Here is a 26,206-nt window from a genome sequence, read left to right on the forward strand (position 1 = left end):
TCGGGCACAGGCCGCCCCGACCGTCGAGTGCGGACGGTAGCGTGTCCCCATGACCTCCGCGTACGCCTCATCGCAGCGGCCGTTCGGCCGCATCCTGACCGCCATGGTCACGCCGTTTCGTCCCGACGGCGAGCTCGATCTCGACACCGCGAAGAAGCTCGCGAACCACCTCGTCGACAACGGCAACGACGGCCTGGTCGTCAGCGGGACGACCGGCGAGTCGCCGACGACCAACCCCGACGAGGACGGCCGGCTGCTCGCCGCGGTGCTCGAGGCCGTCGGCGACCGGGCGTCGGTTCTCGCGGGTGTCGGTAACAACGACACCCAGGCGTCGGCTCGCCTCGCCCGCCAGGCGAAGGCCGCGGGCGCGCACGGCCTGCTGCTCGTGTCGCCGTACTACAACAAGCCGCCACAGGCCGGCCTCGTCCGACACTTCGCGGCGGTGACCGAGGCGGGCGACGACGTACCAGTGTTGCTGTACGACATCCCCGGCCGCGCCGGCGTACGCATCGCCCACGACACGTACGCGGAGGTCGCGAAGGATCCCCGCATCGTCGGGGTCAAGGACGCTGTCGGCGACCTCGCGAGCGGTGCGTGGGTCATGAGCGAGTGCGGCCTCGCGCTGTACTCCGGCGACGACGCGCTCAACCTCGCCTGGCTCGCGGTCGGCGCTGCCGGCATGGTCTCGACCGTCGGCCACGTCGGCTCCCGCAAGTACGCCGAGATGGCCGACGCCGTCGAGAAGGGCGACCTCGCCACGGCGCGTCGGATCAATGTCGAGATGCTGCCGGTCGTGCAGACGATCATGGACCCGGTCACCCAGGGCGCGATCATGTGCAAGGCCGCGATGGAGCTCACGGGCGTCCTGACCAATCGGGCGGTCCGCTCGCCGCTCGTCGACGCGACCGACGAGCAGGTCGCCACACTGAACACCGTGCTGTCCGACGTCGGGCTGCTGTGACGCTCGCCGTACTCCGCAGCCGTCGACCACGCCCCCGTACGAGGGAGTCCCGATGAGTCACACCCACCCCGAGCTCGGCGCACCGCCGGCGCTCCAGCCCGGCGCCTTGCGCGTCACCCCGCTCGGCGGGCTCGGCGAGATCGGTCGCAACATGACCGTGTTCGAGTACGACGGCAAGCTGCTCGTGGTCGACTGCGGCGTGCTGTTCCCCGAGGATCACCAGCCGGGCGTCGACCTGATCCTGCCGGACTTCGAGTCGATCCGAGACCGGCTCGACGACATCGTCGGCATCGTGTTGACGCATGGCCACGAGGATCACATCGGCGGCGTTCCGTACCTCTTGCGCGAGCGCGGCGACATCCCGGTCATCGGCTCCAAGCTCACGTTGGCGCTGGTCGACTCCAAGCTGCGCGAGCACCGGCTCAAGGACATCCCGCACTACGTCGTCGCGGCCGGTGACATCGAGGGCTTCGCTCCGTTCGAGTGCGAGTTCGTCGCCGTGAACCACTCCATCCCGGACGCATTGGCAGTCGCGATCCGTACGCCCGCCGGAACCGTCGTGCACACGGGCGACTTCAAGATGGACCAGCTGCCGCTCGACGGGCGCATCACCGACCTGCGCGCGTTCGCCCGGCTCGGCGAGGCGGGCGTCGACCTGTTGTTGTCCGACTCGACGAACTCCGACGTGCCCGGGTTCACGACGACCGAGCGCGAGATCACGCCGGTCCTCGACCGGGTGTTCGCCGCGTCGGAGCAGCGGATCATCGTGGCCTGCTTCGCCTCGCACATCCACCGCGTGCAGCAGGTGCTGAACGCCGCCGTCGAGCATGGTCGGAAGGTCGCTTACATCGGCCGCTCGATGGTGCGCAACATGGCGATCGCGCGCGATCTGGGGTACCTGCAGGTGCCCGACGGTGTGCTCGTTGACGGCCGCGCGATCGAGGACTACCGTCCCGACGAGCTCGTCCTGGTCTCGACCGGCTCGCAGGGCGAGCCGATGTCGGCACTTGCGCGGATCGCCAACCGTGACCACGACAAGGTCCGCATCGAGCCCGGCGACACCGTCGTGCTCGCGTCGTCGATGATCCCCGGCAACGAGAACGCCGTGTATCGCGTCATCAACGGACTCACCAGGCTTGGCGCGCGGGTCGTACACAAGGGCAACGCCCTGGTGCACGTCTCGGGACACGCGTCGGCGGGGGAGCTCCTCTACCTCTACAACATCGTGCGACCGGACAACGTGATGCCCGTCCACGGTGAGACGCGGCACCTGCACGCGAACGCCGCGCTCGCGGCCGCCACCGGGGTGCCGGCCGAACGGGTGCTCATCGGCGAGGACGGCATGGTGGTCGACCTTCGCGACGGCGTCGCCCGGATCGTCGGCCAGGTCGACTGCGGCTACGTCTACGTCGACGGTTCGACGGTCGGCGACATCACGGACTCCGAGCTGAAGGACCGCCGGATCCTCGGCGAGGAGGGCTTCATCTCGGTCATCGTCGTGATCGACTCGACGACCGGCAAGATCGTCAGTGGTCCGCAGATCCAGGCCCGCGGGTTCGCCGAGGACGACTCCGTCTTCAACGACATCCGGCCACGCCTGGAGGAGGCCCTCGAGCTCGCCGTCCGCGACGGGGTGCGCGATACGTACCAGCTGCAGCAGACGATTCGCCGCACGATCGGCCGCTGGGTCAGCGGCGCGCATCGGCGTCGCCCGATGATCGTGCCCATCGTGATCGAGGCCTGATCCGCCCGCGAGTGGATCCTCCCGCCGGCTCGAACGGCGTGGCCGGGACGGGACTGCCTGGCGGGGTCAGCGATACCAAGTTCACTTGGTATGGCTGCACTTCGCTAGGTGTCGATGCCTAGGTTCGTGAGCCGTACCTAGTTCACTTGGTATCGCTGAGGCCGACCTACGCACGAACTCTCCTCGGTACGCCGAAACTCTCTCCTCACCGTGACCGGATTCAAACCGATCGCTGTCGGCGGCAGTTGGGACGAATAGATCCAGAGTCCGGACGAGGGGAGTCACATGCACACGCCCAGAGGACGTCGGTCGCCGCACCGGAGGTGGCGCCGGGTTGTCACCGTCGGCGCCGCCGCGATAGCGACGACCGCGCCGATCATCGCCGGACCCGCGCAGGCGAGCCCACCATCGGGGGCACCGGCCGGTCGGCCGGCCGAACGCGATCAGGTCGTCACGCTCGTCACCGGAGACCGGGTGCGGGTCACCGATCGCGGCCGCGGGCAACGGTCGTACGATCTGCTGCCGGGCTCGCCGTCGTACGGCGAGCGACCGATGATCTTCGGCTCTGCCGACTCGATGTACGTCATCCCGCGGATGGACGACGAGGCCCGCGCCCGGCTCGACTTCTCGATGTTCGACGTCACGGCGCTCGCGAAGGAGCGGGGCGACTCCGTCCCGCTCACGGTGCGATTCGAGCGTGGGGCGCGCGCCCACGACGTACCCGGGCTCGACGTCGACCCGTCGGGCGTGCGTCGTACGTCGGGCAACGCGCTCGTCGCCGACGCGACCTACGTACCAGCGGAGGCGGGGTCCGACCCGGCGGAGTGGGCGGGCGTCGCGTCGGTACGTCTGGCGAACGCCCCGGAGCGTACGACAACGGGTGACCGGGCCAAGAAGAAGACCCTCACCGTCCGGCTCAAGGGACGCAACGGCAAGCCGGTGCGGCGCGCCGAAGCGTGGGTTCAGCGAGTCGACCGCGGCAAGGCGTACAGCAATCCCGTCGCGATCAAGAATGGCGTGGCGCGAGTCCGGCTGCCCAAGGGCAGCTACTCCGTGTTCGCGTTTCGGGGCCGATACCTCGTCGGCCGGCCCGACCTTCCCGTCCGGAAGAACCGCGGCCTCAGGCTGAACCTGTCGGATGCGAAGGTCCGTCCCAGTGTGTCCGTGCGGGGAGCGCGGGCCGTCGGCGGAGGCATGGTGCTCAAGCTGGCGCGGCTCTCGGCCAAGGGCCACGAGTTTGCGGTGCTCGGTGACGCGACCAGCCGGTTACAGCCGATGCCGAAGGATCCCGAGCACGGCCGGTTCGGCACCGAGGTCATCGGCTATTTCACCCGGAAGCCGAAGGCTCAGCACCCGAACGTCTTCACGACGGACGTCGCCGATGGGATCCCACGCGACCTGTCGTTCCGCCATGACCGCTCCGACTTCGCCAAGGTGCCGGTACGAGTCCACTCCGACGGAGCGCCGCACGACTTCGCACGGGCGCGTGCGGCCCGTCCGATGGCGCGGTACGACGCCGGGGGATGGGTCCCGAGGCTGATGGGCGGGCTGTCGGTCGGCTCCGGATGGTCATCGCCGATCGATACCCCGGAGCAACGCCGGGTCTGGCTGCAGGCGAGTCCGGACGTCGTGTGGCGACAGGGCGTCGTGATGTATCGCGGCGACGAGGAGGTCGACGTGTCCGTGGCAAAGAGGTACGCCGCAGGTCTCGCCAAGCCGGTTCACTTCCTGCGGGGTCCGACGGGGCCGGGGATCGAACGCGGGTTGAACGGCGCCGGTACGGGTCCGGCGTGCGCGTTGTGCCGCGACGGCAACATCCTCCGCGGGTACCTGCCGCTGGCCAGCAGCGCGGGGACGGGCCAGGACGGGTACAGCGACTCGCGCCGCACGGGTTCGTGGACGCTCCGCGACAGCCGCAAGGTCAGGGATCGCGGTCAATGGGACATCAGCCCGAGGGTCGTCCTGCCCGCGAAGAACAAGCACTACACGCTGCGGGCGACGTCGCGACTGTCTCCACTCGGCTGGCGTCTGTCGACCCGGGTATCCACCTCGTGGGGCTTCACCTCGGGCAAGGGCAAGCGCGTCGTACCGCTGCTGATGCCGAGCTATGTCCCGCCGACCGACCTGGTGGGTCGGGCCGAGCCCGGCGAGGTGACGTACCGCCTGGACGTCGGCAACCTCGGCCCGGTCGACGCACGCGTCGAGGAGGCGTCGGTGCGCTACTCGACGAACGGCGGAAAGTCGTGGCGCAGGGCGGAGCTGGACCGGGTTGACGACAGTGCGTTCCGCGTCTCGTACCGCAATCCCGCGGCGTCGGGGAAGCCGAAGTACGTGAGCCTACAGGTGCGAGCGACCGATGCCGGCGGCCGCACGGTCAAGGAGACGGCCATCCGCGCGTACCGGGTGCGAGGCGCCAACGGGTAGCAGTCTTCGCGCGACCGAGGTATCAGCGGCCCTCTCGTGCGGCTCCTATTTGACAGGGGCTGTACGAGAGGACCGCCATGAGCAGCAACGAACACCATGCGCAAGAGCACCAGCGACTCGACGGGTTCTGTGCCGTTGCACCCGACCCGGCGCTGAAGAGCCGGCTGGGCGAGGAGTTCGAGCGCCTGCGCGAACGCGCCGAGGGCATGCTCGCCCCTCGGCTGCGGATGACCGAGCCGACGCATCCGGGCTTCAACGACGGCATGCTGTTTCCCGGCACCTACTTTCCGGTCGGTACGACGCTCGAGGTCGCCCGTCGGGCGGCGCTCGAACGTGCACCGTTGCGCGGCACCATCAATGTGGTCGTCGTACTGGTCGACTTCACCGACAAGGCGATGGGCGCCGACGTCGACGACCGCTTCGGCGAGCTGTTCTTCTCCGACGAGACACTGCCGCACGGCAGCGTCAAGGAGTACTTCTCCGACGTGTCCGGCGGCCTCGTCACGCTCGCCGGCGAGGTCGTCGGCCCCTACCGCATGCCGAGGACGTTGGCGGCATACGCGGGTGACCAGAACGGTACGCAGGGCACGACGCCCAACGCCCGTACGCTCGCCGACGATGCCGTGACGGCCGCGAACGCCGACGTCGACTTCGCCCCGTACGACAACGACGGCAACGGTTTCGTCGACGCCTTCATCGTGGTGCACGCGGGCAGGGGAGCGGAGCAGACCGGCTCGGCGGAGGACATCTGGTCGCACAAGTGGGTGCTCCCCGACGAACGCGCGGTCGACGGCGCCAAGGTCTTCCCCTACCTCACGATCCCCGAGGACGCGAAGACCGGCGTGTGCGCACATGAGCTCGGGCACCTCGTCTTCGGCTGGCCCGACCTCTACGACACGGACTACTCGTCGGAGGGCGTCGGTGACTGGTGCCTGATGGGCGGCGGTTCATGGGGCCTCGGCGGTGACCTCCCCACTCATCCGTCGGCATGGTGCAAGGCCAACCAGGGTTGGGTCGAGGTCGTCAACCACACCGCGAACACGCAGGTCGACGTCGACGACGTCAAGTCCGGCCGGACGGTGCACCGGCTCTGGAAGGACGGGGCGCAGGGCAACGAGTACTTCCTGATGGAGAACCGGATGCAGCAGGGGTTCGACGAGTCCCTGCCGGGCGAGGGGCTGCTCGTGTGGCACATCGACGACGCCGTCTCGAGCAACCGCGACGAGGACCACTACAAGGTCGGCCTGCTGCAGGCGGACGGGCTGGAGGACCTCGAGCGGGGCACGGACCGCGGCGACGACGGCGACTCCTACCCGGGTGCGTCGCAGAACACCGCGTTCGGCGATGAGACGACGCCGAGCAGCAGGTCGTACGCCGGCTCTGCCACGGGGGTGTCGGTGGCCGAGATCCCCGCTGCCGCAGCGACCGTCCGCGTCCGGGTGACCGTTCGCGGTTCGACGGAACCGCCACGCGACCTCAAGACCTGGCGGGCCGGCGTCGACGAGCGGCTCGACTCGCTGGAGCAGTCCGTGCGCGAGCTCGGGACGACCTGATGACGGCGACCGTCGAGGTTGCGGCGCCACCGGCCGACGTACGTGCAGATCTGGCTCGTCTCGCGACCGCGCTGGACGACACGATTCCGGCGAAGTCGGCTGCGAATGTGTTGATCGCGACGTGGAACCTGCGCGCGTTCGCGGGGGTGACACCGCGCTGGCGGCCCGAACCGAACGACTCGCCACGCCGCGCATGGGACGCCATCGCGTACGTCGCCGAGATCACGTCGCGATTCGACGTCGTGGCGTTGCAGGAGGTACGCCGCGACACGAGTGCCCTCCGGCTACTGCTGCAGATGCTCGGGCCCGACTGGCGGGTGATCGCGTCGGACGTCACCGAAGGAGACGCGGGCAACGGAGAGCGGCTCGCGTACCTCTACGACACGACGCGAGTGCAGGCGTCCGGGCTCGTCGGCGAGATCGTGCTACCGCCGATCGGCGACTCGCTCTCCCGACAGTTCGCGCGTACGCCGTACGTCGCCAGCTTCTCTCGCAGCGAGGTCGAGTTCGTCCTCGCGACGGTGCATGTCATCTGGGGTGACGGCGCGGCCGAGCGCGTGCCCGAGATCGCGGCGTTCGCGAACTGGATGCGCGCCTGGGTCGAGCGCGGCGACGACTGGAACGCGAACGCGCTGGTGCTCGGCGACTTCAACCTCGACCGGCTGGGCAACCCGCTGTTCGACGCGTTCGTGTCGACCGGGCTGTGGCCGCCGAGTGAGCTGGCGGGCATCCCGCGCACGATCTTTCACGACGACGACGCCGACCACTTCTACGACCAGATCGCGTGGTTCGCCGAGCCCGACGGCACGTCGATGCTCGACTCGCTGACCTACACCCATCGCGCAGGGTCATTCGACTTCGTCCCGTTGGTGCTCACGGATCTGACCCGGAGCCAGCTGTCGTGGCGGATGTCCGACCACTATCCGCTCTGGGCGGAGTTCGACGTCGCCTGAGATACCTGCCCTATCCGCGGAACCTCTCAGCCGCACGTTTCGGCCATGCCGGATCGAACCGGCGGGCCGAAAGGTGCGGCTCACCGTGCGGGGGAGGGCGACACGCCCGGGCGCGTCGTACGCGGAAATCGCCGGATCCTCGGCGTGTAACGCGTGGGACTCCTGTGATTTCGGCCTAGGCTGCAGCCATGGCGACCCGCACGTCTTCCCCACCGCGGTCGCGAGGCTCCAAGGCGTCCGCGTCGAAGAGCTCTCGATCCCGGTCGTCCGGTAGCCAGGCACGGAGTACGTCGAGGCAGCGGTCCGCCGCAAAGAAGCGGACCTCGAAATCGCGATCCGGGCCTGGCCTACTTCCACGTCTATTGATGGCCATCGGCCGTGGCATCGCGGCCGTCTGGCTGGCGATCGCCGGTGCCATCGGCGCCATCGCCCGCAGCCTCGGCTCCACGGCCCGAGACCTGTCGCCCGAGCATCGCCGTGACGGTGCCGGGCTCTCCCTGATCGGCCTCGCAGTGATCGTTGCCGCGGCGATCTGGTGGCAGATCCCCGGTCGGGCGGGCGACTTCCTGCGCGACGTCGTCACCGGTGCCGTCGGCATGGGTGCGTGGGCGGTTCCGGTGCTGTTGGCGATCATCGCCTGGCGTACTCTGCGCCACCCCGACAAGAACGGCCCCGCCGGCCGCCAGGTGATCGGCTGGGCGTCGATCGCGGCCGGCGTGCTCGGCATCGTGCACATCAGTCACGGCCTTCCCCGGCCGAGCACCGTCGCCGGCACCGAGGCGATGGACGACGCCGGCGGTGCGATCGGCTACTTCATGTCGGCGCTGCTCGTCGACCTCTTCCGCACCGAGTACGTCGCGATCCCGCTGCTCGCCCTGCTCACCGTGTTCGGGCTGCTGGTGGTCACGGCGACGCCCGTCTACGCCATCCCGCGCCGGCTGGCGGCCGCGCGCGACGCCGTACTCGGCCGGCACCGGGACGACGAGGAGCCGGCAGAGCCGAAGAAGAAGCGCACCCGGCGCAAGGCTGAGACATCGGCGGAGGACACCAGCAAGCCGTACGACACCCCGCTGGTCGAAACCCCGTCGATCGAGGAGCGCAGCGGCTTCGACGATCCGCCGAGCCCCGAGGTCGGTGACGCCGAAGGGCCCGCCGCGACCACGCCGAACGCCGAGCCCGAGACCTCGCCGCCGCCTCCGCACAACCCGCTACCGACCCGCGCCGAGCAGCTGATGCTGTCCGGCGATGTCGTCTACGCGTTGCCCGCCGGCGACGTACTGCGGCAGGGCAGCCCGCACAAGGCGCGGTCGGCCGCCTCCGACGCCGTCGTCGATCGGCTGACCGAGGTTCTCGACCAGTTCAACATCGACGCGAAGGTCACCGGCTACACCCGCGGACCGACCGTCACGCGCTACGAGGTCGAGCTCGGCCCGGCCGTGAAGGTCGAGAAGGTCACCGCGCTGACCAAGAACATCTCGTACGCCGTCGCCTCCAACGAGGTACGCATCCTGTCGCCGATCCCCGGCAAGTCGGCGATCGGCGTCGAGATTCCCAACACCGACAAGGAGACCGTGTCGCTCGGCGACGTGCTCCGCTCGGGCAAGGCGCGCGGCGACCACCATCCGATGGTCGTCGGCCTCGGCAAGGACGTCGAGGGCGGCTTCGTCGTCGCGAACCTCGCCAAGATGCCCCACCTGCTCGTCGCGGGCGCCACCGGATCCGGCAAGTCGAGCTTCATCAACTCGATGATCTCGTCGCTGCTGATGCGCGCGACGCCCGACGAGGTACGCATGATCCTGGTCGATCCCAAGCGGGTCGAGCTGACGGCGTACGAGGGCATCCCGCACCTGATCACGCCGATCATCACCAACCCGAAGAAGGCCGCCGAGGCGTTGCAGTGGGTCGTACGCGAGATGGACATGCGCTACGACGATCTCGCCAACTTCGGGTTCCGCCACATCGACGACTTCAACAAGGCAGTCCGCAACGGCAGCGTCGAGGCGCCACCGGGCAGTGAGCGCAAGCTCGCGCCGTACCCGTACCTCATCGTCGTGGTCGACGAGCTCGCCGACCTGATGATGATCGCGCCGCGCGACGTCGAAGACTCGATCGTGCGCATCACCCAGCTCGCCCGGGCGGCCGGCATTCACCTGGTGCTCGCGACGCAGCGCCCGAGCGTCGACGTGGTGACGGGCCTGATCAAGGCGAACGTACCCAGCCGGCTGGCGTTCGCGACGTCCTCGCTCGCCGACAGCCGGGTCATTCTCGACCAGCCCGGCGCCGAGAAGCTGGTCGGCGGGGGAGACGGGCTGTTCCTGCCGATGGGCGCCAACAAGCCGATGCGTATGCAGGGCGCCTGGATCACCGAGTCGGAGATCGAGTCGATCGGCAAGCACTGCAAGGAGCAGCTGCAGCCCGTCTACCGCGAGGACGTCACCGAGCCGCAGCAGGCGAAGCGTCAGCTCGACGACGACATCGGCGACGACCTCGACCTGGTGATCGCGGCGACCGAGCTGATCGTCTCGACCCAGTTCGGTTCGACGTCGATGCTGCAGCGCAAGCTACGGGTCGGTTTCGCGAAGGCGGGCCGGCTGGTGGACATCCTCGAGTCGCGCGGCATCGTCGGGCCGAGCGAGGGATCGAAGGCGCGCGACGTACTGATCAAACCCGATGACCTCGACGATGTGATCGCCGGCTTGAGGGGAGAGTCGTCATGACCGTTCAACCCGATGCGACCAACGAGCCGATCGAGGTACGCCGCAACGCGGGCCTCCTCGCACTCGTCGCGTTCGGCTCGCTCGCCATGGCGCTCGCGTACGGCTGGCGGGCCTCCGTCGACTCCTCGGCCGTGCTGTGGATCGTCGTCGGCGCGCTGTGCATGATCGGCATCCTGCATCTGGTCGCCTGGATCGACGCGCGTGCGCCCCTCCTGGTCGCCGACACCCACGGCGTACGCCTGCGGGTCGGTCGCGAGTGGCGCGGCCTGCCGTGGGTATCGATCGACCGGGTCGAGCTGGAGCCGCGGCGCGGATTCCTGCGCGACGGCCGGATCGTCGTCGTCTCGGAGACCGAGGACGAGCCGCTGTCGCTGCCGATGGGGCTCGCGACGACCACGCGCGCGGAGGAGGTCGTACGAAGACTGACCGGCCTGGCCAAGGACCGAACCGCCGTGTCCGTGCGGGTGTCGGAAGCCGGGGACGAGCCCGAACCCGACGCCGAGCCGTCGATCTGGGAGTCGTCGGCGGCCGAGTACGCCGCGACGCGCGATGAGTACGAGCCCCCGTCGGTGGCGACCGACGATGAGGACGAGACCCGGTTCAACCCAGCCGGCCCGGTGAACGATCCCGGGCCGGCGGGTCCCCCAACCGAGCCCGCCGATCCCAAGCCGCGGCGCGGTGCGCCGGTTCCCGCGATCCAGGGCGCCGGGCGCGCCGTACGCGCCGACATCACCCGCACGGCGCCCTCGTCGATCGGGATGCTTGCGCTCAAGTCCGATCCGGCGGACCTGCCGGAGGCGCATGAGCTGCGCGGAACACACGGCAGGGTCGGGCTGGTGATCGAGTCGACACCGGTGGTTGAGGAGGAGCCCGAGGCCGAGGTCGTGGTGGTCGAGGAGGAGCCCGAAGTCGAGCCGGAGTTCGATCCGCTGATCGGTCCGACGCTGCGTGAGGCCCGTGAGCGACTCCACCTCAGCGTCGACATGCTCGCCGAACGCACCCGAATCCGCCCGCACGTGATCGAGTCGATCGAGTTCGACGACTTCGCGCCGTGCGGCGGTGACTTCTACGCCCGCGGACACCTGCGCAGCCTGTCGCGGGTGCTCGGCGTCGACGCCGACGAGCTGATCCGGGTGTACGACGACGCGTACGCACAAGCGCCGATCGAGGCGCGCAAGGTGTTCGAGGCCGAGCTCGCGACCGGCCCTCGCCCCTCGATCCGGCTGACGACGGGCGGCCCGAACTGGGCCGCGCTGATCGCCGTGGTGCTGGTGCTCGGCATCGTCTGGGGTGCGGTGCAGTACTTCACCGGCTCCGAGGAGTCCGACGGCTCGTCCGGCGACACGGCGACGGCGAACACGTCCGGTGCGGGCGCCGCCGCCAGCGCCGACAAGGGTGAGCTGAAGAGCTTCGGACCACCGACCCGCAACCGCCTCGTGCTGACCGGGCGTCCGGGCGGCATGACCCAGGTCGTCGTACGCACCTCCGACGGCGCGGTCGCGTGGCGCGGCACGCTCACCGCGGGACAGGACAAGCGCCTCGAGGTGCCCGGCAGGGCGGCCGTGCAGATCAAGCGCGGCGCCGGCGTACGTACCCAGGTCAACGGCGAGGCCGCGGGCGCGATGGACGCGCGCGGGCCGAACAGCGAGGCGACGCTCGGTAAGAAGTAGCGCCGCCAGCACAGAGGTAGACGGCGTACGCGATAATGGCGGTTCCATGTCGAGCGATACCGATCCCACCACCGTTGCGCTGGTCACCCTCGGGTGCGCGCGCAATGAGGTCGACTCCGAGGAGCTCGCCGGCCGGCTCCAGCGCGACGGCTTCCGGCTGGTCGCGGATGCCTCCGACGCCGAGGCGGTCGTCGTCAACACCTGCGGGTTCGTGGAGTCGGCGAAGAAGGACTCCGTCGACACGCTGCTGCAGGCCGCCGAGCTGAAGGGCGACGGGCGCACGAAGTCCGTCGTCGCGGTCGGCTGCATGGCCGAGCGGTACGGCAGTGAGCTCGCCGACTCGCTGTCGGAGGCCGATGCCGTGCTCGGCTTCGACGACTATCCCGACATCGCCGGACGGCTGCGCAGCATCGTCGCGGGGGAGCGGCACGAGCCGCACGTACCCGTCGACCGGCGCACCCTGCTGCCGATCAGCCCGGTCGAGCGCGCCGGCGCCGACGTCGTGGTCCCCGGGCACGCGCCGGCACAGCCCGACCTTCCGGAGGGCCTCGCCCCCGCGTCCGGACCGCGCATCGTACGCACGCGGCTCGACGACTCACCGACCGCGCCGTTGAAGATCGCGTCCGGTTGTGACCGGCGCTGCACGTTCTGCGCCATCCCGGCGTTTCGCGGCTCCTTCGTCTCTCGCCGCCCGTCCGACGTACTCGCGGATGCGCGGTGGCTCGGCGCGAACGGCGCCCGGGAGCTGTTCCTGGTCAGCGAGAACTCCACCTCGTACGGCAAGGATCTCGGCGACCTGCGCCTCCTCGAGACGCTGCTGCCGGAGCTGGCGGCCGTCGAGGGCGTCGAGCGCGTACGCGTCTCGTACCTGCAGCCCGCCGAGACCCGCCCCTCACTCGTCGAGGCGATGACGAGTACGCCCGGAGTCCTGCCGTACTTCGACCTGTCGTTCCAACACGCGTCCGGTCCGCTGCTTCGGCGCATGCGCCGTTTCGGTGACGCCGAGCGCTTCCTCGAGCTGCTTGGCACGATTCGCGACCGGGCGCCCGCGGCGGGCGTACGCAGCAACGTCATCGTCGGCTTCCCGGGCGAGACCGAAGACGATCTCGAGACGCTGTGCGACTTCCTGGTGGAGGCCCGCCTCGATGCGACCGGCGTCTTCGGCTACTCCGACGAGGACGGCACGGAGGCCGCGAGCCTCGACGAGAAGCTCGATCCCGATGAGATCGCCGATCGCGTCGAGCACGTCAGCAGGCTGGTCGAGGAGCTGACCGACCAACGGGCCGCCGACCGGCATGGCGAGTTCGTCTCCGTTCTCGTCGAGTCGGTCGACGGCGACGTCGTCGGACGTGCCGAGCATCAGGGGCCCGAGGTCGACGGTTGTACGCTGCTGCGCGATAGTACGGTCGGCGGCCGTGCACTCGACGTCCAGCCGGGCGCGACGGTGACGGGGCGCGTCGTCGCCAACGACGGGGTAGACCTGATCGCCGACGTAGTGCAGGTGAGCTGATGCCGAACGGTGCGAGCGAGGCCGCCCCGAGCAACTACAACATCGCGAACGCGCTCACGGTGCTGCGCATTCTGATGGTGCCCGTCTTCGGCTGGCTGCTGCTGGTCGACGACGGAGAGAGCACGGGCTACCGGCTTGCGGCTTTTGCGGTGTTCCTGCTCGCGATGCTCACCGACCGCATCGACGGCGACCTCGCGCGCAGCCGCGGTCTGATCACCGACTTCGGCAAGATCGCCGACCCGATCGCCGACAAGGCCCTTACCGGCATGGCATTCGTCGGTTTGTCGATCATCGGCGAGCTGTGGTGGTGGGTCACGATCGTCGTGCTCGTACGCGAGTGGGGCATCACCCTGATGCGTTTCTGGGTCATCAGGCGAGGGGTGATCGCCGCGAGCCGGGGCGGCAAGATCAAGACGGTCCTCCAGACGGTCGCACTCGCGATGTACATCTTCCCGCTGCCCGACTGGGCGCTCTGGCTCGCTCACATCGCGATGGGCGCCACTGTCGCAGTCACCGTCGTTACCGGCCTCGACTACGTCAAGCAGGCGATCTCGCTGCGTCGCGACCGCGAGTCGGACGACCCGGCGTGAGTGGCGCGCGAACCACGAGCACGAGGCCGGCCCGGTGAGCGATCCGCAGCGGGTCGTCGACGCGCTGCGCGGCGCAGGTCTGACGATCGCGACCGCGGAGTCGCTCACTGGTGGCCTGCTGTGCGCCACGCTGGTCGACGTGCCCGGCGCCTCAGAGGTCGTACGGGGCGGCGTCGTCGCGTACGCGGCAGACCTGAAGACCAGCCTGTTGGGCGTCGAAGCGACCCATCTCGAGTCTCATGGCACGGTCGACCGCGGTACCGCCGAGAGGATGGCCCGCGGCACGCGTGAGCGGTGCGGCAGCGACCTCGGCATTGCGACGACCGGGGTCGCGGGGCCGGATCCGAGCGAGGGGAAGCCGGCCGGCACCGTCTTCATCGCGATCGCCGACGAATCGGGCGTCGCGGCCCGTGCGCTCGCTCTCGGCGGCGATCGTGCGCAGATCCGCCGAGGCACCGTCGACGCCGCCCTCGACCTTGTGCTGGAGCGTCTCGGGGAGCGGTGTGGAACCGGGAAGTAATCTCGGGCGTACGGTGTTGTGCAAGATGTTGTGGAATCCTATGGCCCGAACGGAGGTCCGAGAGTGGTTGTGCTCCGAGAACTGATCGGCGACACGCTCCGTACGCATCGCGTCCGGCGCGGCATGACCCTGCGTGAGGTCTCCGCGAAGGCGCGAGTGAGCCTGGGCTACATCTCCGAGGTCGAGCGCGGCCAGAAGGAGCCGAGCTCGGAGCTGCTGGCCGCCCTGTGTGACGCGCTCGAGGTCTCCCTCGCCCGCGTGCTGCGCGACGTGAGCGTCCAGCTCGAGCTCGCCGAGCAGCTGGCGACACTGGTGCCCGACGACGCCGCCAAGCTGTCCGTGCCGGTCAGCGTCGGCTGACCTGCCTGCGGTGCTGACCCCTTCGTCGTGCATGATGATGCGCAGTTGGGTGGTGGAGGGCCATCCATAGATGACGAACAGGGAGTCCCATGACGGTGAAGAAGACCGCCGCGGCCGTGACAGTTGCGATCGGTATGACGGTTGCGGTCGCGGCTTCGTCCGCGTCGTCCGCGACCGACAGTGATGGCGCGGCGTCTCCGGCGGACAAGACTCAGATTGAGCTGAGCAAGTCCGTGGCCAAGACGGCGGCGAACGAGAAGTCCGGCGAGAGCGCGCTTCGGTGCGGCAAGAAGGCGGCTTCGCTCAAGGAGACGAAGAAGCTGAACGTCTACATGCCGCTCAAGAAGGCCCAGCGAATTCTCGGCAGCAAGGGGCGCAAGGTGAGCGGAAACAAGCTGCGCGCATGGAACACCTGCTACGAGGAGTACTCGGACCTGTACTTGCACAACGACAAGCGCAAGGGCAAGTGGTACGTGTACACCGTCAGCGCGCCGATCCGCGGCTAGTACGACACGTTCTGTGGGGCTTCCGGTGTCGCCGGGAGCCCCACAGTCATGTCTGGCAGGACGGGCAGACGTAGATCGAGCGCTCCGTGTCCGGCCCGTCGCCGAGGTAGTCGCGGACGATCGTTGTGCGGCAGCGCCGGCACGGCTCGCCCGCTCGGCCGTACGCCCAGGTCTGCTGACCACGGCGCAGGTTTCCCGTCGTGACGATCGCCGCATGGTCGAGGTTCGCCCGCAGCATGGTGCTGGCAACCTCGACGAGGCGGCCGAGATCGGCGACTGCGCCGGTTGCCCTGCGAGGGTCGACGCCGCGTACGAAGCAGACCTCGCTTCGGTAGATGTTGCCGATGCCCGCCAGATTGGTCTGGTCGAGCAGGGCGAGCCCGATCGCGCGGCCCGGGTCGGCACGAAGGTTGGTCACCGCGCGGTCGGGGTCCCAGTCGGCTCCGAGCAGGTCGGGACCGAGGTGTCCGACGAGGCTTCGCTCCTGCTCGATCGGGACCACATCGAGGGCACCGAGTGAGAATCCGACCGCTTGCCAACGTTCGTTACTCAGAACCGCACGTGCCTGGTGCCACGGACGACGCCATCGGCTCCCGCGAGCGTAGATTTGCCAGGCACCCTCCATCTTCAGGTGGCTGTGCAGGGTGTTGATGCCGATTCGCATCAGAAGATGCTTCCCGCGGCTGACCACTTCCGATACCGTCTCGCCGCTGAGGTCGAGGGTGGCGTACCGCGGAACTCGCAGGTCGCACTCGGTCAGCGCGGTGTCCGCGAACGCGTCATTGAGTCGCTTCGCCGTGCGCCAGACCGCGTCACCCTCGGGCACCGATCACCCTCGCAGCCGCATGCCCCGTGGAGTGGCGTGAAATCCCGCGGCCTTCAACGGCTCGGCCAGGCCGGTGTTCATCGGCCGCTCGCCGTTGACCCGCTCGATGCTGAGGGCGCCGAGTGATCCCCGCGAGACGGCGGCGGCGAGTGCGCGTACCGCGGGCTCGACCCCGTCGGTGAACGTGAGCACGGTACGCCCGCCGCGCTCGAGATAGAGCACGAGCCGCCCGTCGAGCAGCACCACGACGGCGCCGGCCTTGCGCCCCGGCCGGTGGCCCGAGTCGTCGTCGGCGCGCTCCGGCCATGGCAGCGCGGCGCCGTACGGATTCGCCGGATCGGTCGCCGCCAACACCAGTGCGTCACCGGGAGCGGCATCGGTCGGCTCGCGTACGAACGTCCGGAGCCGGTCGACTGCGCCGGTCGTGCCGAACTGTGCGGCACCCAACGACTCGACGAAGTATCCGCGGCGGGATCGGCCGCTCTCCTCGAACGCGCTGAGCACCTTGTAGATGGCACTGAACCCGCCAGGAGTTCGCTCCGCCACCACAGCTCCTCGGGTCACGACGCCGCAGCGCTCGAGCAGCAGCTCCGCATGCGCGTGTGCGCGTAGCGTCGCGTCGGTCTCGGGCGCGGGGAGCAGCGACCAACGCCCGGCGGCTGTGGCCGGGCCGGTGCGGCTGGGCATTCGAGGACGCGCCGCACCGCCGCGCCGTGCAGTACGCGCACGGGGCGGGCGAGTCGTGGATCGGTGTGCCGTACGACCGCCGGACAGCAGCGTCCGCAGCGGAGTGAGCGTGTCGTTGGTGACGCGGCCCGACCAGACGAGATCCCAGAGGGCATCGTGCAGCTCGTCGTCGGGGACGATCTCATCACGGGTGCGTGCGACGGCGTCGGACAGCGCCCGGAAGAAGAATGCGCCGCCGCCCGCGAGCGCCTCCAGCACCGCCGACTCGACGGCGGACTCGGCGTCGACCGGAGTCGGCAAGGTGAGCGGTGCGGTGTCGGCGAGATGCAGCGAGACCCAGCCGTCATTGCCCGGGATCGAGCCCGACCCCGCCCACACGACCTCGCCGGATGACATCAGCTCGTCGAGCATCGCGGGCGTGTAGTCGGCGACGCGGGAACCGAGCACGAGCGGCTCGAGCGCCGACGCTGGTACCGGCGACCCGGCGAGCTGGTCGACGACCGTTGCGACGCCGTCGATACCGCGCAGCCGACCGCCGACGTGTTGCCACACCGGCAGGAACCGCGCGAGCGCGTCGGGTGGAACGGGCTCGATCTCCTTGCGCAGGGCGGCGAGCGAGCGGCGGCGGATGCGTCGGAGTACCTCGGCATCGCACCACTCGCCGCCCTGCAGGTGGGGCCGGAACTCGCCCTCGACGACCCGACCCTCCGTGGCGAGTCGGCGAACGGTGTCGAGTACGACCGCGTCGCCGATGCCGAGTGCGACGGCCACATCGTGTGGCACGAACGGGCCATGCGTTCGTGCGTACCGGCCGACGAGGTCGCCGAGCGGATCGTCGACCGGTGCGACGAACGCCTCGGGCGTGCCGATCGGGACCGGTACGCCGACAGCGTCGCGAAGGCGGGCGATGTCTTCGATGGCGGCGTAGCGCGCCTCCCCGGCGAGGGTGAGCGCGACCGCTCGGCGGCGGTCGACCAGCTCCTGGAGGGCGGCACCGACATCGACTCCGGGCTCGCTTCGGGCGCGTACGTCATCGGCCGACAAGGGCCCGAGGAGCCGGAGCAGGTCGGCGATGCCCTCGACGTCGCGCGCGCGCCGGTCGGGCGCCAGCCGTTGCAGCTCGGACTCGACCTGCGCGATCACGTCGGCGTCGAGCAGCTCGCGCAGCTCTGCCCGACCGAGGAGCTCCGACAGCAGCCGCGAGTCGAGGGCGAGGGCGGCGGCGCGGCGCTCGGCGAGCGGGCTGTCGCCCTCGTACACGAACGAGCCCATGAAGCCGAACAGCAACGCCCGGGCGAACGGTGACGGCTGCGGGGTAGTCGTCTCGGCGACGCGGATGGTGCGGGCCTCGATGCGGCTCATCAGGTCGTGCAGTGCGGGAACGTCATAGACGTCCTGGAGGCACTCACGCACGGCCTCGAGCACGATCGGGAAGCTCGGATACTTGTGTGCCACCTCGAGCAGCTGGGCCGAGCGCTGCCGCTGCTGCCACAACGGCGAACGGCGACCAGGGTCGCGCCGCGGGAGCAGCAGCGCACGAGCCGCGCACTCGCGGAACCGCGCGGCGAACAGCGCCGAGCCGCCGATCTCCGCCGTGACGAGCGACTCGATCTCGTCGGCGTCGAAGCTGAACAGCTCGGCGCCGGGCGGCTCGGCATCCGTCTCGGGCAGTCGGACGATGATGCCGTCGTCGTTGGCCACCACGGCGCCGTCGATGTCGAACCGATCGCGTACGCGAGCGGCGACGGCGAGCGACCAGGGTGCGTGCACCTGCATGCCGTAGGGAGAGTGCAGCACGACCCGCCAGTCGCCGAGCTCGTCGCGGAAGCGTTCGACCAGCAGCTGCCGATCGTGCGGGACGCGTCCGGTCGCGGCTCGCTGCTCCTCGACAAGAGCAGTGAGGTTCGCGATCGCCCAGTCGTCGAGGCCGGCCGCACGGCAGCGCTCCAGCGCCGCCGTAGTGTCTCGTCCCGTCATTGCGCGGAGGAACGAGCCGACGGCGCGCCCCAGCTCGACGGGTCGGCCGAGCGCGTCGCCCTTCCAGAACGGGAGACGCCCGGGCAGGCCGTACGCGGGTGAGACGAGCACGCGGTCATGCGTGATGTCCTCGATCCGCCAGCTCGTCGTGCCGAGGGCGAAGACGTCGCCGACGCGCGACTCGTACACCATCTCCTCGTCGAGCTCACCGACACGCGCCCCGCGCGAGCCGGCCTCGGCGCCGGCGAGGAACACGCCGTAGAGGCCGCGATCGGGGATGGTGCCGCCGGAGGTGACCGCGAGCCGCTGGGCACCCGGGCGCCCCGTGAGCTCGCCGTTGACGCGGTCCCACACGATGCGCGGACGGAGCTCGGCGAACTCGTCGGACGGGTATCGCCCGGCCAGCAGGTCGAGGGTCGCGTCGTACGCGGAGCGGGGCAGGGTGGTGAACGGCGCCGATCGGCGAACCCGGTCGTACCACTCGTCGACGTCGATCGCCTCCAATGCACAGGCGGAGACGGTGTGTTGAGCGAGCACGTCGAGCGGGTTCGACGGAACTGCGAGGGTCTCGATCTCGCCTGCGCGCATGCGCTCGGCGACGACCGTTGCCGAAACCAGGTCGCTGCGGTGGCTGGGAAAGACGACGCCGCGCGACACCTCACCGACCTGGTGACCCGCGCGGCCGACCCGCTGGAGCCCGCTGGCGACCGACGGTGGCGACTCGACCTGGACGACGAGGTCGACCGCACCCATGTCGATGCCCAGCTCGAGGCTGCTGGTCGCGACCACGCAGGGGAGGAGTCCGCTCTTCAGATCGTCCTCGATGGTCGCCCGCTGCTCCTTGCTCACCGAGCCGTGATGCGCCCGGGCGAGCGCCGGCGGCACTCCCTCGCTCGCACCACTCTGCGCCATGATCTGCGCGGGTGGGGAATGGGCCGCATCGACTTCGGCGGTGCCGACTCGCTCGGCATGGATCTCGTTGATCCGCGCGGTCAACCGCTCGGCCGCCCGCCGCGAGTTGGCGAACACGATCGTCGAGCTGTGCGCCGCGATCAGGTCGACGATGCGTTCCTCGATGTGCGGCCAGATCGACGGGCGGGTCGGCGCTTCGTTCGGGCCGGCGTCGGCGGAGGGCGACGTCAGCTCGGTCATGTCCTCGACCGGCACCGTGACGGACAGGTCGAACCGCTTTGCCGTCGGCGGCGCGACCACGCGTACCGGCGCGGCGCCGCCGAGGAAACGCGCGACCTCGTCGTGCGGGCGGACAGTGGCCGAGAGCCCGATGCGCTGTGCGGGCCGGTCGAGCATTGAGTCGAGACGCTCGAGCGACAGGGCGAGGTGTGCGCCGCGCTTCGTGCCGGCGATCGCGTGGATCTCGTCGATGATCACGCAGTCGACGGCGCCGAGCGACTCGCGGGCAGCCGATGTCAGCATCAGGAACAACGACTCGGGGGTCGTGATCAGGATGTCGGGTGGCCGCTGGGTGAGTCTGCGTCGCTCGGTCGGAGGCGTGTCACCGGAGCGCACGCCAACGCGTACGTCGGGTGCGTCGACGCCCAGTCGACGGGCCGTCTGCGCGATGCCGACCAGCGGAGAGCGCAGGTTTCGCTCGACGTCGACGGCAAGCGCCTTGAGCGGCGAGACGTACAGCACCCGGGTGCCGCGGGCGTCGGAGTCGGCGTGGACTCCCAGCCGGTCGAGCGCCCAGAGGAACGCGGCGAGCGTCTTACCGGAACCGGTGGGCGCGACGACAAGCGCATGATCGCCCTCCGAGATCGCCTCCCACGCGCCGACCTGTGCATCGGTCGCCGCCGCGAACGCGCCCGCGAACCAGGCTCGGGTCGGCTCGGAGAACCGGTCGAGTACGTCGGCCATGCCGCCATCTTGACGTACGCCACCGACAGCGTGTCACCACGGATCAGGTTCGGTGCGTTGCCACCGGTGTGGAGGGAATCACCGGCGGCAACGCACCGAAGTCTCTGCTTTCGGCAATCTGTCAGTGGAGTGGTTCGGGCTTCCAGCTCGCTCCGCCGTCGTCGGACCGGGCGAGCGCGCCGCCGGTCGTGGTCGCGTAGCCGGTGCCGTCGTCGTCGAACCGAATCGCCGTGTAGCCGATCTTGTCGCCCCAGGCGCCCTTCTCGCTGAACGGTGCGGACACCGGTGCCGCCGCGCCACCCGCGTCGACCACGTACAGCTGCTCGCCCGCGGATGCAACCGCCGTGTCAGAGTCGACACCGCCGACGGCGCTCAAGTCGGGGAGCTCGCTCCTCAGCGACTTCCAGCTGACGCCGCCGTCGCGGCTCCAGGTGACGGTCGTCAACCCATTGGTCTTGCGGCAGCCAAGCCAGATGGTGTCGTCGGCGCTGCTGCTCTCGAGCGGCTCGGCACACGGCACGGCAGTGCGGACCCAGGTGCCACCGTTGTAGCGCACGAGCGCGCTCCGAGCACTGTTGCGGTCGCTCGCCACGAAGGCGACCTCGTCACCGACGGGCATCGGCGACCGAATCACCTCGTTGCGCCCCACAGGTACGCGCTCGTGAACCCAGTCATCCGCCTGCTCGCTCGACGAGGCCACCGCTGCCCGGCCGTCGGCGCGCGTACCGAACGCCCAGACCCGGCCACCGCCCGGCTCCACATCCTCGACGCTGAACGATCCGGGCAACCTCGCCGGTGTCCAGGTCTCGCCGGCATCGTGGGTGGAGTACAGGGCGTCGGTCCAGGTCCAGGAGTTCGACTCGTCGCTGCCGACCTGGATGCCGGGCTCGGCGGCCGCGGTCGAGGTCGCCGTCCACTTCATCGGCCTGAGTAGCCGGTCTTGGGTCGGTGCGACGCGGTAGTCGGCGTCGCCGGTGGGGTCACCAGTGACGTAGCAGGGCCCGTCCGGGCAGGATCCCTCGCCGAGCAGGCTCAGGTTGCCGGTGGCGCTGACGGCGAAATCGGAGACGGCGACGTCGGTTGCCTCGGTCTCCTGACCGGCAGCCAGCTTCGACTTACCGGCCGTCGCCTTGGATCGCGGCTTCGTGCCGTCGATCTCGGCGCTGCCGCGCTCATTGAGCTGCGTGGGGTGGATGCGCTTCTCGTTCTGGGTATGCGTGCCGTTCGGCTCGTCGGCGACATTGCTCTGCTCGTCGCGCACGCTCGGGACGATGACGGCAGCCACGGCGACCACCGCTGCGGCGCTCGCCACCGCGCCGCCGATGCGGCGGCGACGTACCCGGCGGCGGGCGCCGGACTCGACCCGCGCAAGGATGCTGTCGGCATCGGCGCGCGGCGACGGCACCTGTCGGAGTACGCGACGAAGCCGTTCTTCGTACTCCGAGTCGTCATGGTCAGACATCGTCTCCACCTCGCCTTCGACCCGATGCATCCGCAAATGTCGGAACCAGGGCGCGCAGCTTGGTGATCGCCTTGGACGCCTGGCTCTTCACCGTACCGACGGAGCAGCCCAGGATGGCCGCGACGTCTGCCTCGGTCTTGTCTTCGTAGTAGCGCAGTGCGATCACGGCGCGCTGCCGCGGCGGGAGGGTCAGCAGGGCTTCCCAGAGCTCGCGATCGCGGTGTCGGTCGACGTAACCGTCGTCAGGCAGCGTGTCGGTGATGCGCTCGCGGCGCAGCCGCCGCCAGATGCTGATGTTGCGGTTGACCATGACCCTGCGTACATAACCTTCTGGGTCATCGCGGGACTCGACCCGCGACCAGTGCATGATGGTCCGTTCGAGCGCATCCTGTACGAGATCCGCGGCTGCCTCGTCGCTGCCCGTCAGCATCCGACCGAAGCGCAGGAGATCGGGAAGCCGCGCGCGTACGAATGCGTCGAACGTGGCGTCGACGTCCGACACGTTCGCCCCCACATTCTGGTCTGTCCGACCAGCATGCCACAACGCTTCCATACCGCTACGCAGTCGCGCATCGGTGTACGTCGCGGGCAGCGGCGTCGCGATAGTCATCGGGGGAACCTCACGCCCCGAAAGGACGTGTCACGGCGGGGGATGGTTGCCCCTGTCCGTAGGCGAATCACGCAGTGTGATCGGTTTCTCGACGCACCCAGTTTCTGCCGTCCCGGTGCGGCTCCGTGCGGTCAGCGACTCAGCTCGTCACCGACGATCGACTCGAACCCGGGGAGAGCCGCGGCGTCGATGCCGATCGTCCCCGCACAGTCGGCCGAGACGGCGCGAAACAGCGCGGCACTCTCGACCAACGGCGGCGACACGTGACCGAAGACCTCGAGCGCGACGATCCCGAACAGCCGCGTCCAGACCTGCAGGAAGATCCACTGCACGCTGGCCGGTACCTCGGAGTCGACCCACTCGTCGTGTTCGTCTCGGAACGGGTTCATCGGGTCGTCCATCAGGGCGGCGATCTCCGCGAACTCGGCCTCGCTCGGCACGGCGAACGGTCGCCGGTGCCAGATCTCGACGAACAGGTCGGCGAAGAACTGGCGGAACCGGCCACCCGCGATCGCGCACGCGTCCTGCTCGGGCTCGCTCGGATCGGTGATCTGGGTGACGAAGCACAGCACGAACTCGTCGCGGTGCCGAAGCGACCACTGGCGGTACGCGGTGGCGGCCGCGACGATCCGGGCCTCGGGACTCTCGGCGTGGCGATCGGCCGCCTCGTGCAGTACCTCGACGATCTCGTCGTAGATGGAGGTAGTGACGTTCAGTGTGAGGCCCTCGAGGCTGGAGACGTACCGGTACAGCGCCGGTGCCGTGATGCCCATCTCCTGGGCGATGGCGCGGAGGGAGAGGCCTCCGGGCTCGGACAGCTGCCCGCGCGCCGTACGGACGATCTCGTCCATCGTCGCCTGGCGCTGCCGCTCGCGGCGGGTCAGTCCGGCTTCTGTCATCTTGCTCGAACTCCTTGACAACTCATCGACGGCCCCCTCATAGTAAACAGCGTAAACCGTAAACGCATATAACGCGAGTAACTCACTTTCACAAGGAGAACACATGTTAACTCGGTGGGGAGGCTTCGTCGCCCGACACGCCCGCGCGGTACTGCTCGTCGGCGTGCTCGTCGTCGCTGCCGCCGCCGCGTACGGGGGCGGTGTCTTCGACCATCTCGGGCAAGGCGGCTACAGCTACGACGAATCGGAGAGCACCAAGGCCGCGACGATCGTCGATCGCGACTTCCAGGTCGGTGAGACCGACGTCGCCGTGATCTACTCGAGCGACTCCATGCGGGTCGGCGACCCAGGTTTCCGGGACTCCGTCGAGGGCGTGGTCTCGAGCCTCCCCGATGACGCCGTCGAGTCGGTCACGACGTGGTACGACACGCGTGCACCCGGCATGGTCGCGGACGACGCGCACTCGACGCTCGTGACGATCTCCCTGAACGGTGCCGACGACGACGCGCTGATGGACGCGTACGACGAGGTGGAGCCGCGCCTCGACGCTGCGGGCCTCGATTCACAGGTCGCCGGCCAGATGGCGATCTACGGCGACGTCAACGACACCGTGTCCGAGGACATCGAGCGCGCCGAGATGTTGTCGATGCCGCTGGTGCTCCTGCTCAGCCTGGTGATCTTCGGAAGCGTCGTCGCCGCCCTGTTGCCGGTCGGCATCGGTGCGGTCGCCGTCGTCGGCAGCTTCGGCGTCGTGCGTCTGCTCACTGAGATCACCGATGTCTCGGTGTTCGCGATCAACATCATCACGCTTCTCGGGCTCGGACTCGCGATCGACTACGCCCTGTTCATCGTGAGTCGATTCCGCGAGGAGCGGGACAGTCGGGGGGACGACCGCGATGCCGTCAACGCCGCCGTTGCGGCAACCGTCGCGACGGCCGGGCGTACCGTGATGTTCTCCGGGCTGACCGTGGCTGCGGCGATGTCGTCGCTGCTCGTCTTCCCGCAGGGCTTCCTGCGCTCGATGGCCTTCGGCGGCATCGCGGCCGTTCTGGTTGCCATGGTGGCCTCGCTCACCCTGCTGCCGGCCGTACTCGCCGTGCTCGGGCGCCGGGTCGAGGTCGGCGCGATGCCGTGGCGGCGGCGCCGGGCAGCCTCGCTGACGGGAAGCCATGCGTGGGGACGTTTCGCCCATGCCGTCATGCGCCGCCCCTGGGTCAGCATCGTCGCGGTCACTCTGCTGCTCGCCGGGCTCGCCCTGCCGTTCCTACGCGCCGACTTCGGCAGCGTCGACGAGCGGGTTCTCCCGACGGACTCGTCGGCGCGGATCTCGACCGAGCAGATGGAGGATACGTTCGATGTCCCGGCCGCGACCGCCTCGATCGTGTTGAGTGGCGCCAGCGAGTCGCAGGCGAAGACGTACGTGGGCGAGCTCGCGAACGTCGACGGAGTCGGCGACGTACGCCCTGTCGAGACCGCGCAGGCCGGCGGCGAGACAGTGTCGCTCATCGAGGCGTCGTGGGACTCCGACGGGCAGAGCGAGGCTTCGCAGCAGATCGTCCGTGACCTGCGCGACGTACCCACTCCGGGTGACTCGACGGCATTGATCGGCGGCGAGAGCGCGGAGACCGTCGACCTGCTCGACTCGCTCGCCGACCGCCTTCCGTGGATGGCCGGGATCGTCGTGGCCGTGATGCTGGTGCTGTTGTTCCTCGCGTTCGGGTCAGTGGTGCTGCCGCTCAAGGCGGTCGTCGTCAACATCCTGTCGATCGGTGCATCGTTCGGCGTGGTCACCTGGATCTTCCAGGATGGTCACCTCTCCGATCTGCTCGGCTTCGAGTCGCCCGGCTACCTCGACGCGACGCAGCCGATCCTGATGCTCGCGATCCTGTTCGGGTTGTCGATGGACTACGAGGTGTTCCTGCTATCCCGGGTACGCGAGCAATGGGACGCCACGCATGACAACACGGTCGCGGTCGCACGCGGAGTGCAGAGCACCGGTCGCATCATCACGAGCGCCGCCCTCCTGCTGGCCGTCGTGATCGGTGCGTTCGCCACCTCGGGCATCCTGTTCATGAAGATGATCGGGGTCGGCATGCTCGTTGCGCTGCTGCTGGACGCGACGGTCGTTCGACTCGTGCTCGTGCCGGCCGCGATGAAGGTGATGAACCGCGCCAACTGGTGGGCACCGGGTCCGTTGCTGCGCTGGTGGGAACGGCACGGCATCCGCGAGGCCCCGTCTACGCCGCCGCGCGTCGACGAGGACGAGTTGGCGGGGGCGCGCTGAGCGCGTCTACCCGAGCCGCGTCGGAGTCGGTGTGGGATCGGTGGAATAGGTATCCACCGATCCCACACCGACATCAGG

The 26,206-nt window shown here is 69.4% G+C and carries 18 protein-coding genes; 13 read left to right on the top strand and 5 right to left on the bottom strand.

The annotated features are described in order from the left end of the window. Nucleotides 1-49 precede the first annotated feature (49 nt). The 12 genes from dapA (at nt 50) to L0C25_RS18715 (ending at nt 15,508) form a co-directional block, all read left to right on the top strand. On the top strand, nt 50-961 hold the full coding sequence (dapA, locus tag L0C25_RS18660; RefSeq protein ID WP_271633255.1) for a 4-hydroxy-tetrahydrodipicolinate synthase: 912 nt from the start codon (nt 50-52) through the stop codon (nt 959-961). A 52-nt stretch (nt 962-1,013) separates the two neighbouring features. Continuing rightward, the gene (locus L0C25_RS18665; protein ID WP_271633256.1) at nt 1,014-2,705 is read left to right on the top strand and encodes a ribonuclease J; all 1,692 of its coding nucleotides are present in this window, start codon (nt 1,014-1,016) and stop codon (nt 2,703-2,705) included. 285 nt (nt 2,706-2,990) lie between these two features. Then, the gene (locus tag L0C25_RS18670) at nt 2,991-5,129 is read left to right on the top strand and encodes a molybdopterin-binding protein (protein WP_271633257.1); all 2,139 of its coding nucleotides are present in this window, start codon (nt 2,991-2,993) and stop codon (nt 5,127-5,129) included. 77 nt (nt 5,130-5,206) lie between these two features. Further along, nucleotides 5,207-6,682, top strand: a complete 1,476-nt coding sequence (locus L0C25_RS18675; protein ID WP_271633258.1) for a M6 family metalloprotease domain-containing protein — start codon at nt 5,207-5,209, stop codon at nt 6,680-6,682. After that, a complete protein-coding gene (locus tag L0C25_RS18680) occupies nt 6,682-7,635 on the top strand; it encodes an endonuclease/exonuclease/phosphatase family protein (RefSeq protein WP_271633259.1) in 954 nt (317 codons plus the stop codon). The genes L0C25_RS18675 and L0C25_RS18680 overlap by 1 nt, the downstream gene beginning before the upstream one ends. Before the next feature lie 188 nt (nt 7,636-7,823). Next, the gene (locus L0C25_RS18685) at nt 7,824-10,352 is read left to right on the top strand and encodes an FtsK/SpoIIIE family DNA translocase (protein WP_271633260.1); all 2,529 of its coding nucleotides are present in this window, start codon (nt 7,824-7,826) and stop codon (nt 10,350-10,352) included. Then, on the top strand, nt 10,349-12,022 hold the full coding sequence (locus L0C25_RS18690; protein ID WP_271633261.1) for a helix-turn-helix domain-containing protein: 1,674 nt from the start codon (nt 10,349-10,351) through the stop codon (nt 12,020-12,022). The genes L0C25_RS18685 and L0C25_RS18690 overlap by 4 nt, the downstream gene beginning before the upstream one ends. A gap of 46 nt (nt 12,023-12,068) precedes the next feature. Next, on the top strand, nt 12,069-13,532 hold the full coding sequence (gene rimO / locus L0C25_RS18695) for a 30S ribosomal protein S12 methylthiotransferase RimO (RefSeq protein ID WP_271633262.1): 1,464 nt from the start codon (nt 12,069-12,071) through the stop codon (nt 13,530-13,532). Beyond that, the gene (gene pgsA / locus L0C25_RS18700) at nt 13,532-14,122 is read left to right on the top strand and encodes a CDP-diacylglycerol--glycerol-3-phosphate 3-phosphatidyltransferase (RefSeq protein ID WP_271633264.1); all 591 of its coding nucleotides are present in this window, start codon (nt 13,532-13,534) and stop codon (nt 14,120-14,122) included. The genes rimO and pgsA overlap by 1 nt, the downstream gene beginning before the upstream one ends. Nucleotides 14,123-14,156: 34 nt before the next feature. Continuing rightward, nucleotides 14,157-14,642 (top strand): CinA family protein, encoded by a 486-nt coding sequence (locus L0C25_RS18705; RefSeq protein WP_271633266.1) that lies wholly within the window; start codon nt 14,157-14,159, stop codon nt 14,640-14,642. Nucleotides 14,643-14,705: 63 nt separating this feature from the next. After that, nucleotides 14,706-15,002 carry a helix-turn-helix domain-containing protein gene (locus L0C25_RS18710; protein WP_271633267.1) on the top strand — a complete coding sequence of 99 codons (297 nt, stop codon included), beginning with the start codon at nt 14,706-14,708 and terminating at the stop codon, nt 15,000-15,002. Between the two features lie 89 nt (nt 15,003-15,091). Further along, nucleotides 15,092-15,508: a hypothetical protein gene (locus L0C25_RS18715; protein ID WP_271633268.1), complete on the top strand. Its 417-nt coding sequence runs from the start codon at nt 15,092-15,094 to the stop codon at nt 15,506-15,508. A gap of 46 nt (nt 15,509-15,554) precedes the next feature. On the opposite strand, the gene L0C25_RS18720 is transcribed toward L0C25_RS18715, so the two are convergent. The 5 genes from L0C25_RS18720 to L0C25_RS18740 form a co-directional block, all read right to left on the bottom strand. Then, nucleotides 15,555-16,334 (bottom strand): DNA-formamidopyrimidine glycosylase family protein, encoded by a 780-nt coding sequence (locus L0C25_RS18720; protein WP_271633270.1) that lies wholly within the window; start codon nt 16,332-16,334, stop codon nt 15,555-15,557. Between the two features lie 3 nt (nt 16,335-16,337). Further along, entirely contained in the window at nt 16,338-20,873 is a 4,536-nt protein-coding gene (locus tag L0C25_RS18725) for an ATP-dependent helicase (protein WP_271633271.1), read from the bottom strand. A 121-nt stretch (nt 20,874-20,994) separates the two neighbouring features. Further along, nucleotides 20,995-22,335, bottom strand: coding sequence for a hypothetical protein (locus L0C25_RS18730; protein WP_271633272.1), 1,341 nt, complete (start codon nt 22,333-22,335; stop codon nt 20,995-20,997). Further along, a complete protein-coding gene (locus L0C25_RS18735) occupies nt 22,328-22,945 on the bottom strand; it encodes a SigE family RNA polymerase sigma factor (RefSeq protein ID WP_271633274.1) in 618 nt (205 codons plus the stop codon). Before L0C25_RS18735 ends, L0C25_RS18730 begins: the two co-directional genes overlap by 8 nt. Before the next feature lie 131 nt (nt 22,946-23,076). Next, on the bottom strand, nt 23,077-23,844 hold the full coding sequence (locus L0C25_RS18740) for a TetR/AcrR family transcriptional regulator (protein WP_271633276.1): 768 nt from the start codon (nt 23,842-23,844) through the stop codon (nt 23,077-23,079). Nucleotides 23,845-23,947: 103 nt separating this feature from the next. On the opposite strand from L0C25_RS18740, the gene L0C25_RS18745 reads away from it, so the two are divergent. Continuing rightward, a complete protein-coding gene (locus tag L0C25_RS18745) occupies nt 23,948-26,128 on the top strand; it encodes an MMPL family transporter (protein WP_271633277.1) in 2,181 nt (726 codons plus the stop codon). Nucleotides 26,129-26,206: the final 78 nt, after the last annotated feature.

It is taken from the genome of Solicola gregarius, from assembly GCF_025790165.1.
GTDB classification, from domain to species: Bacteria; Actinomycetota; Actinomycetes; order Propionibacteriales; family Nocardioidaceae; genus Solicola; species Solicola gregarius.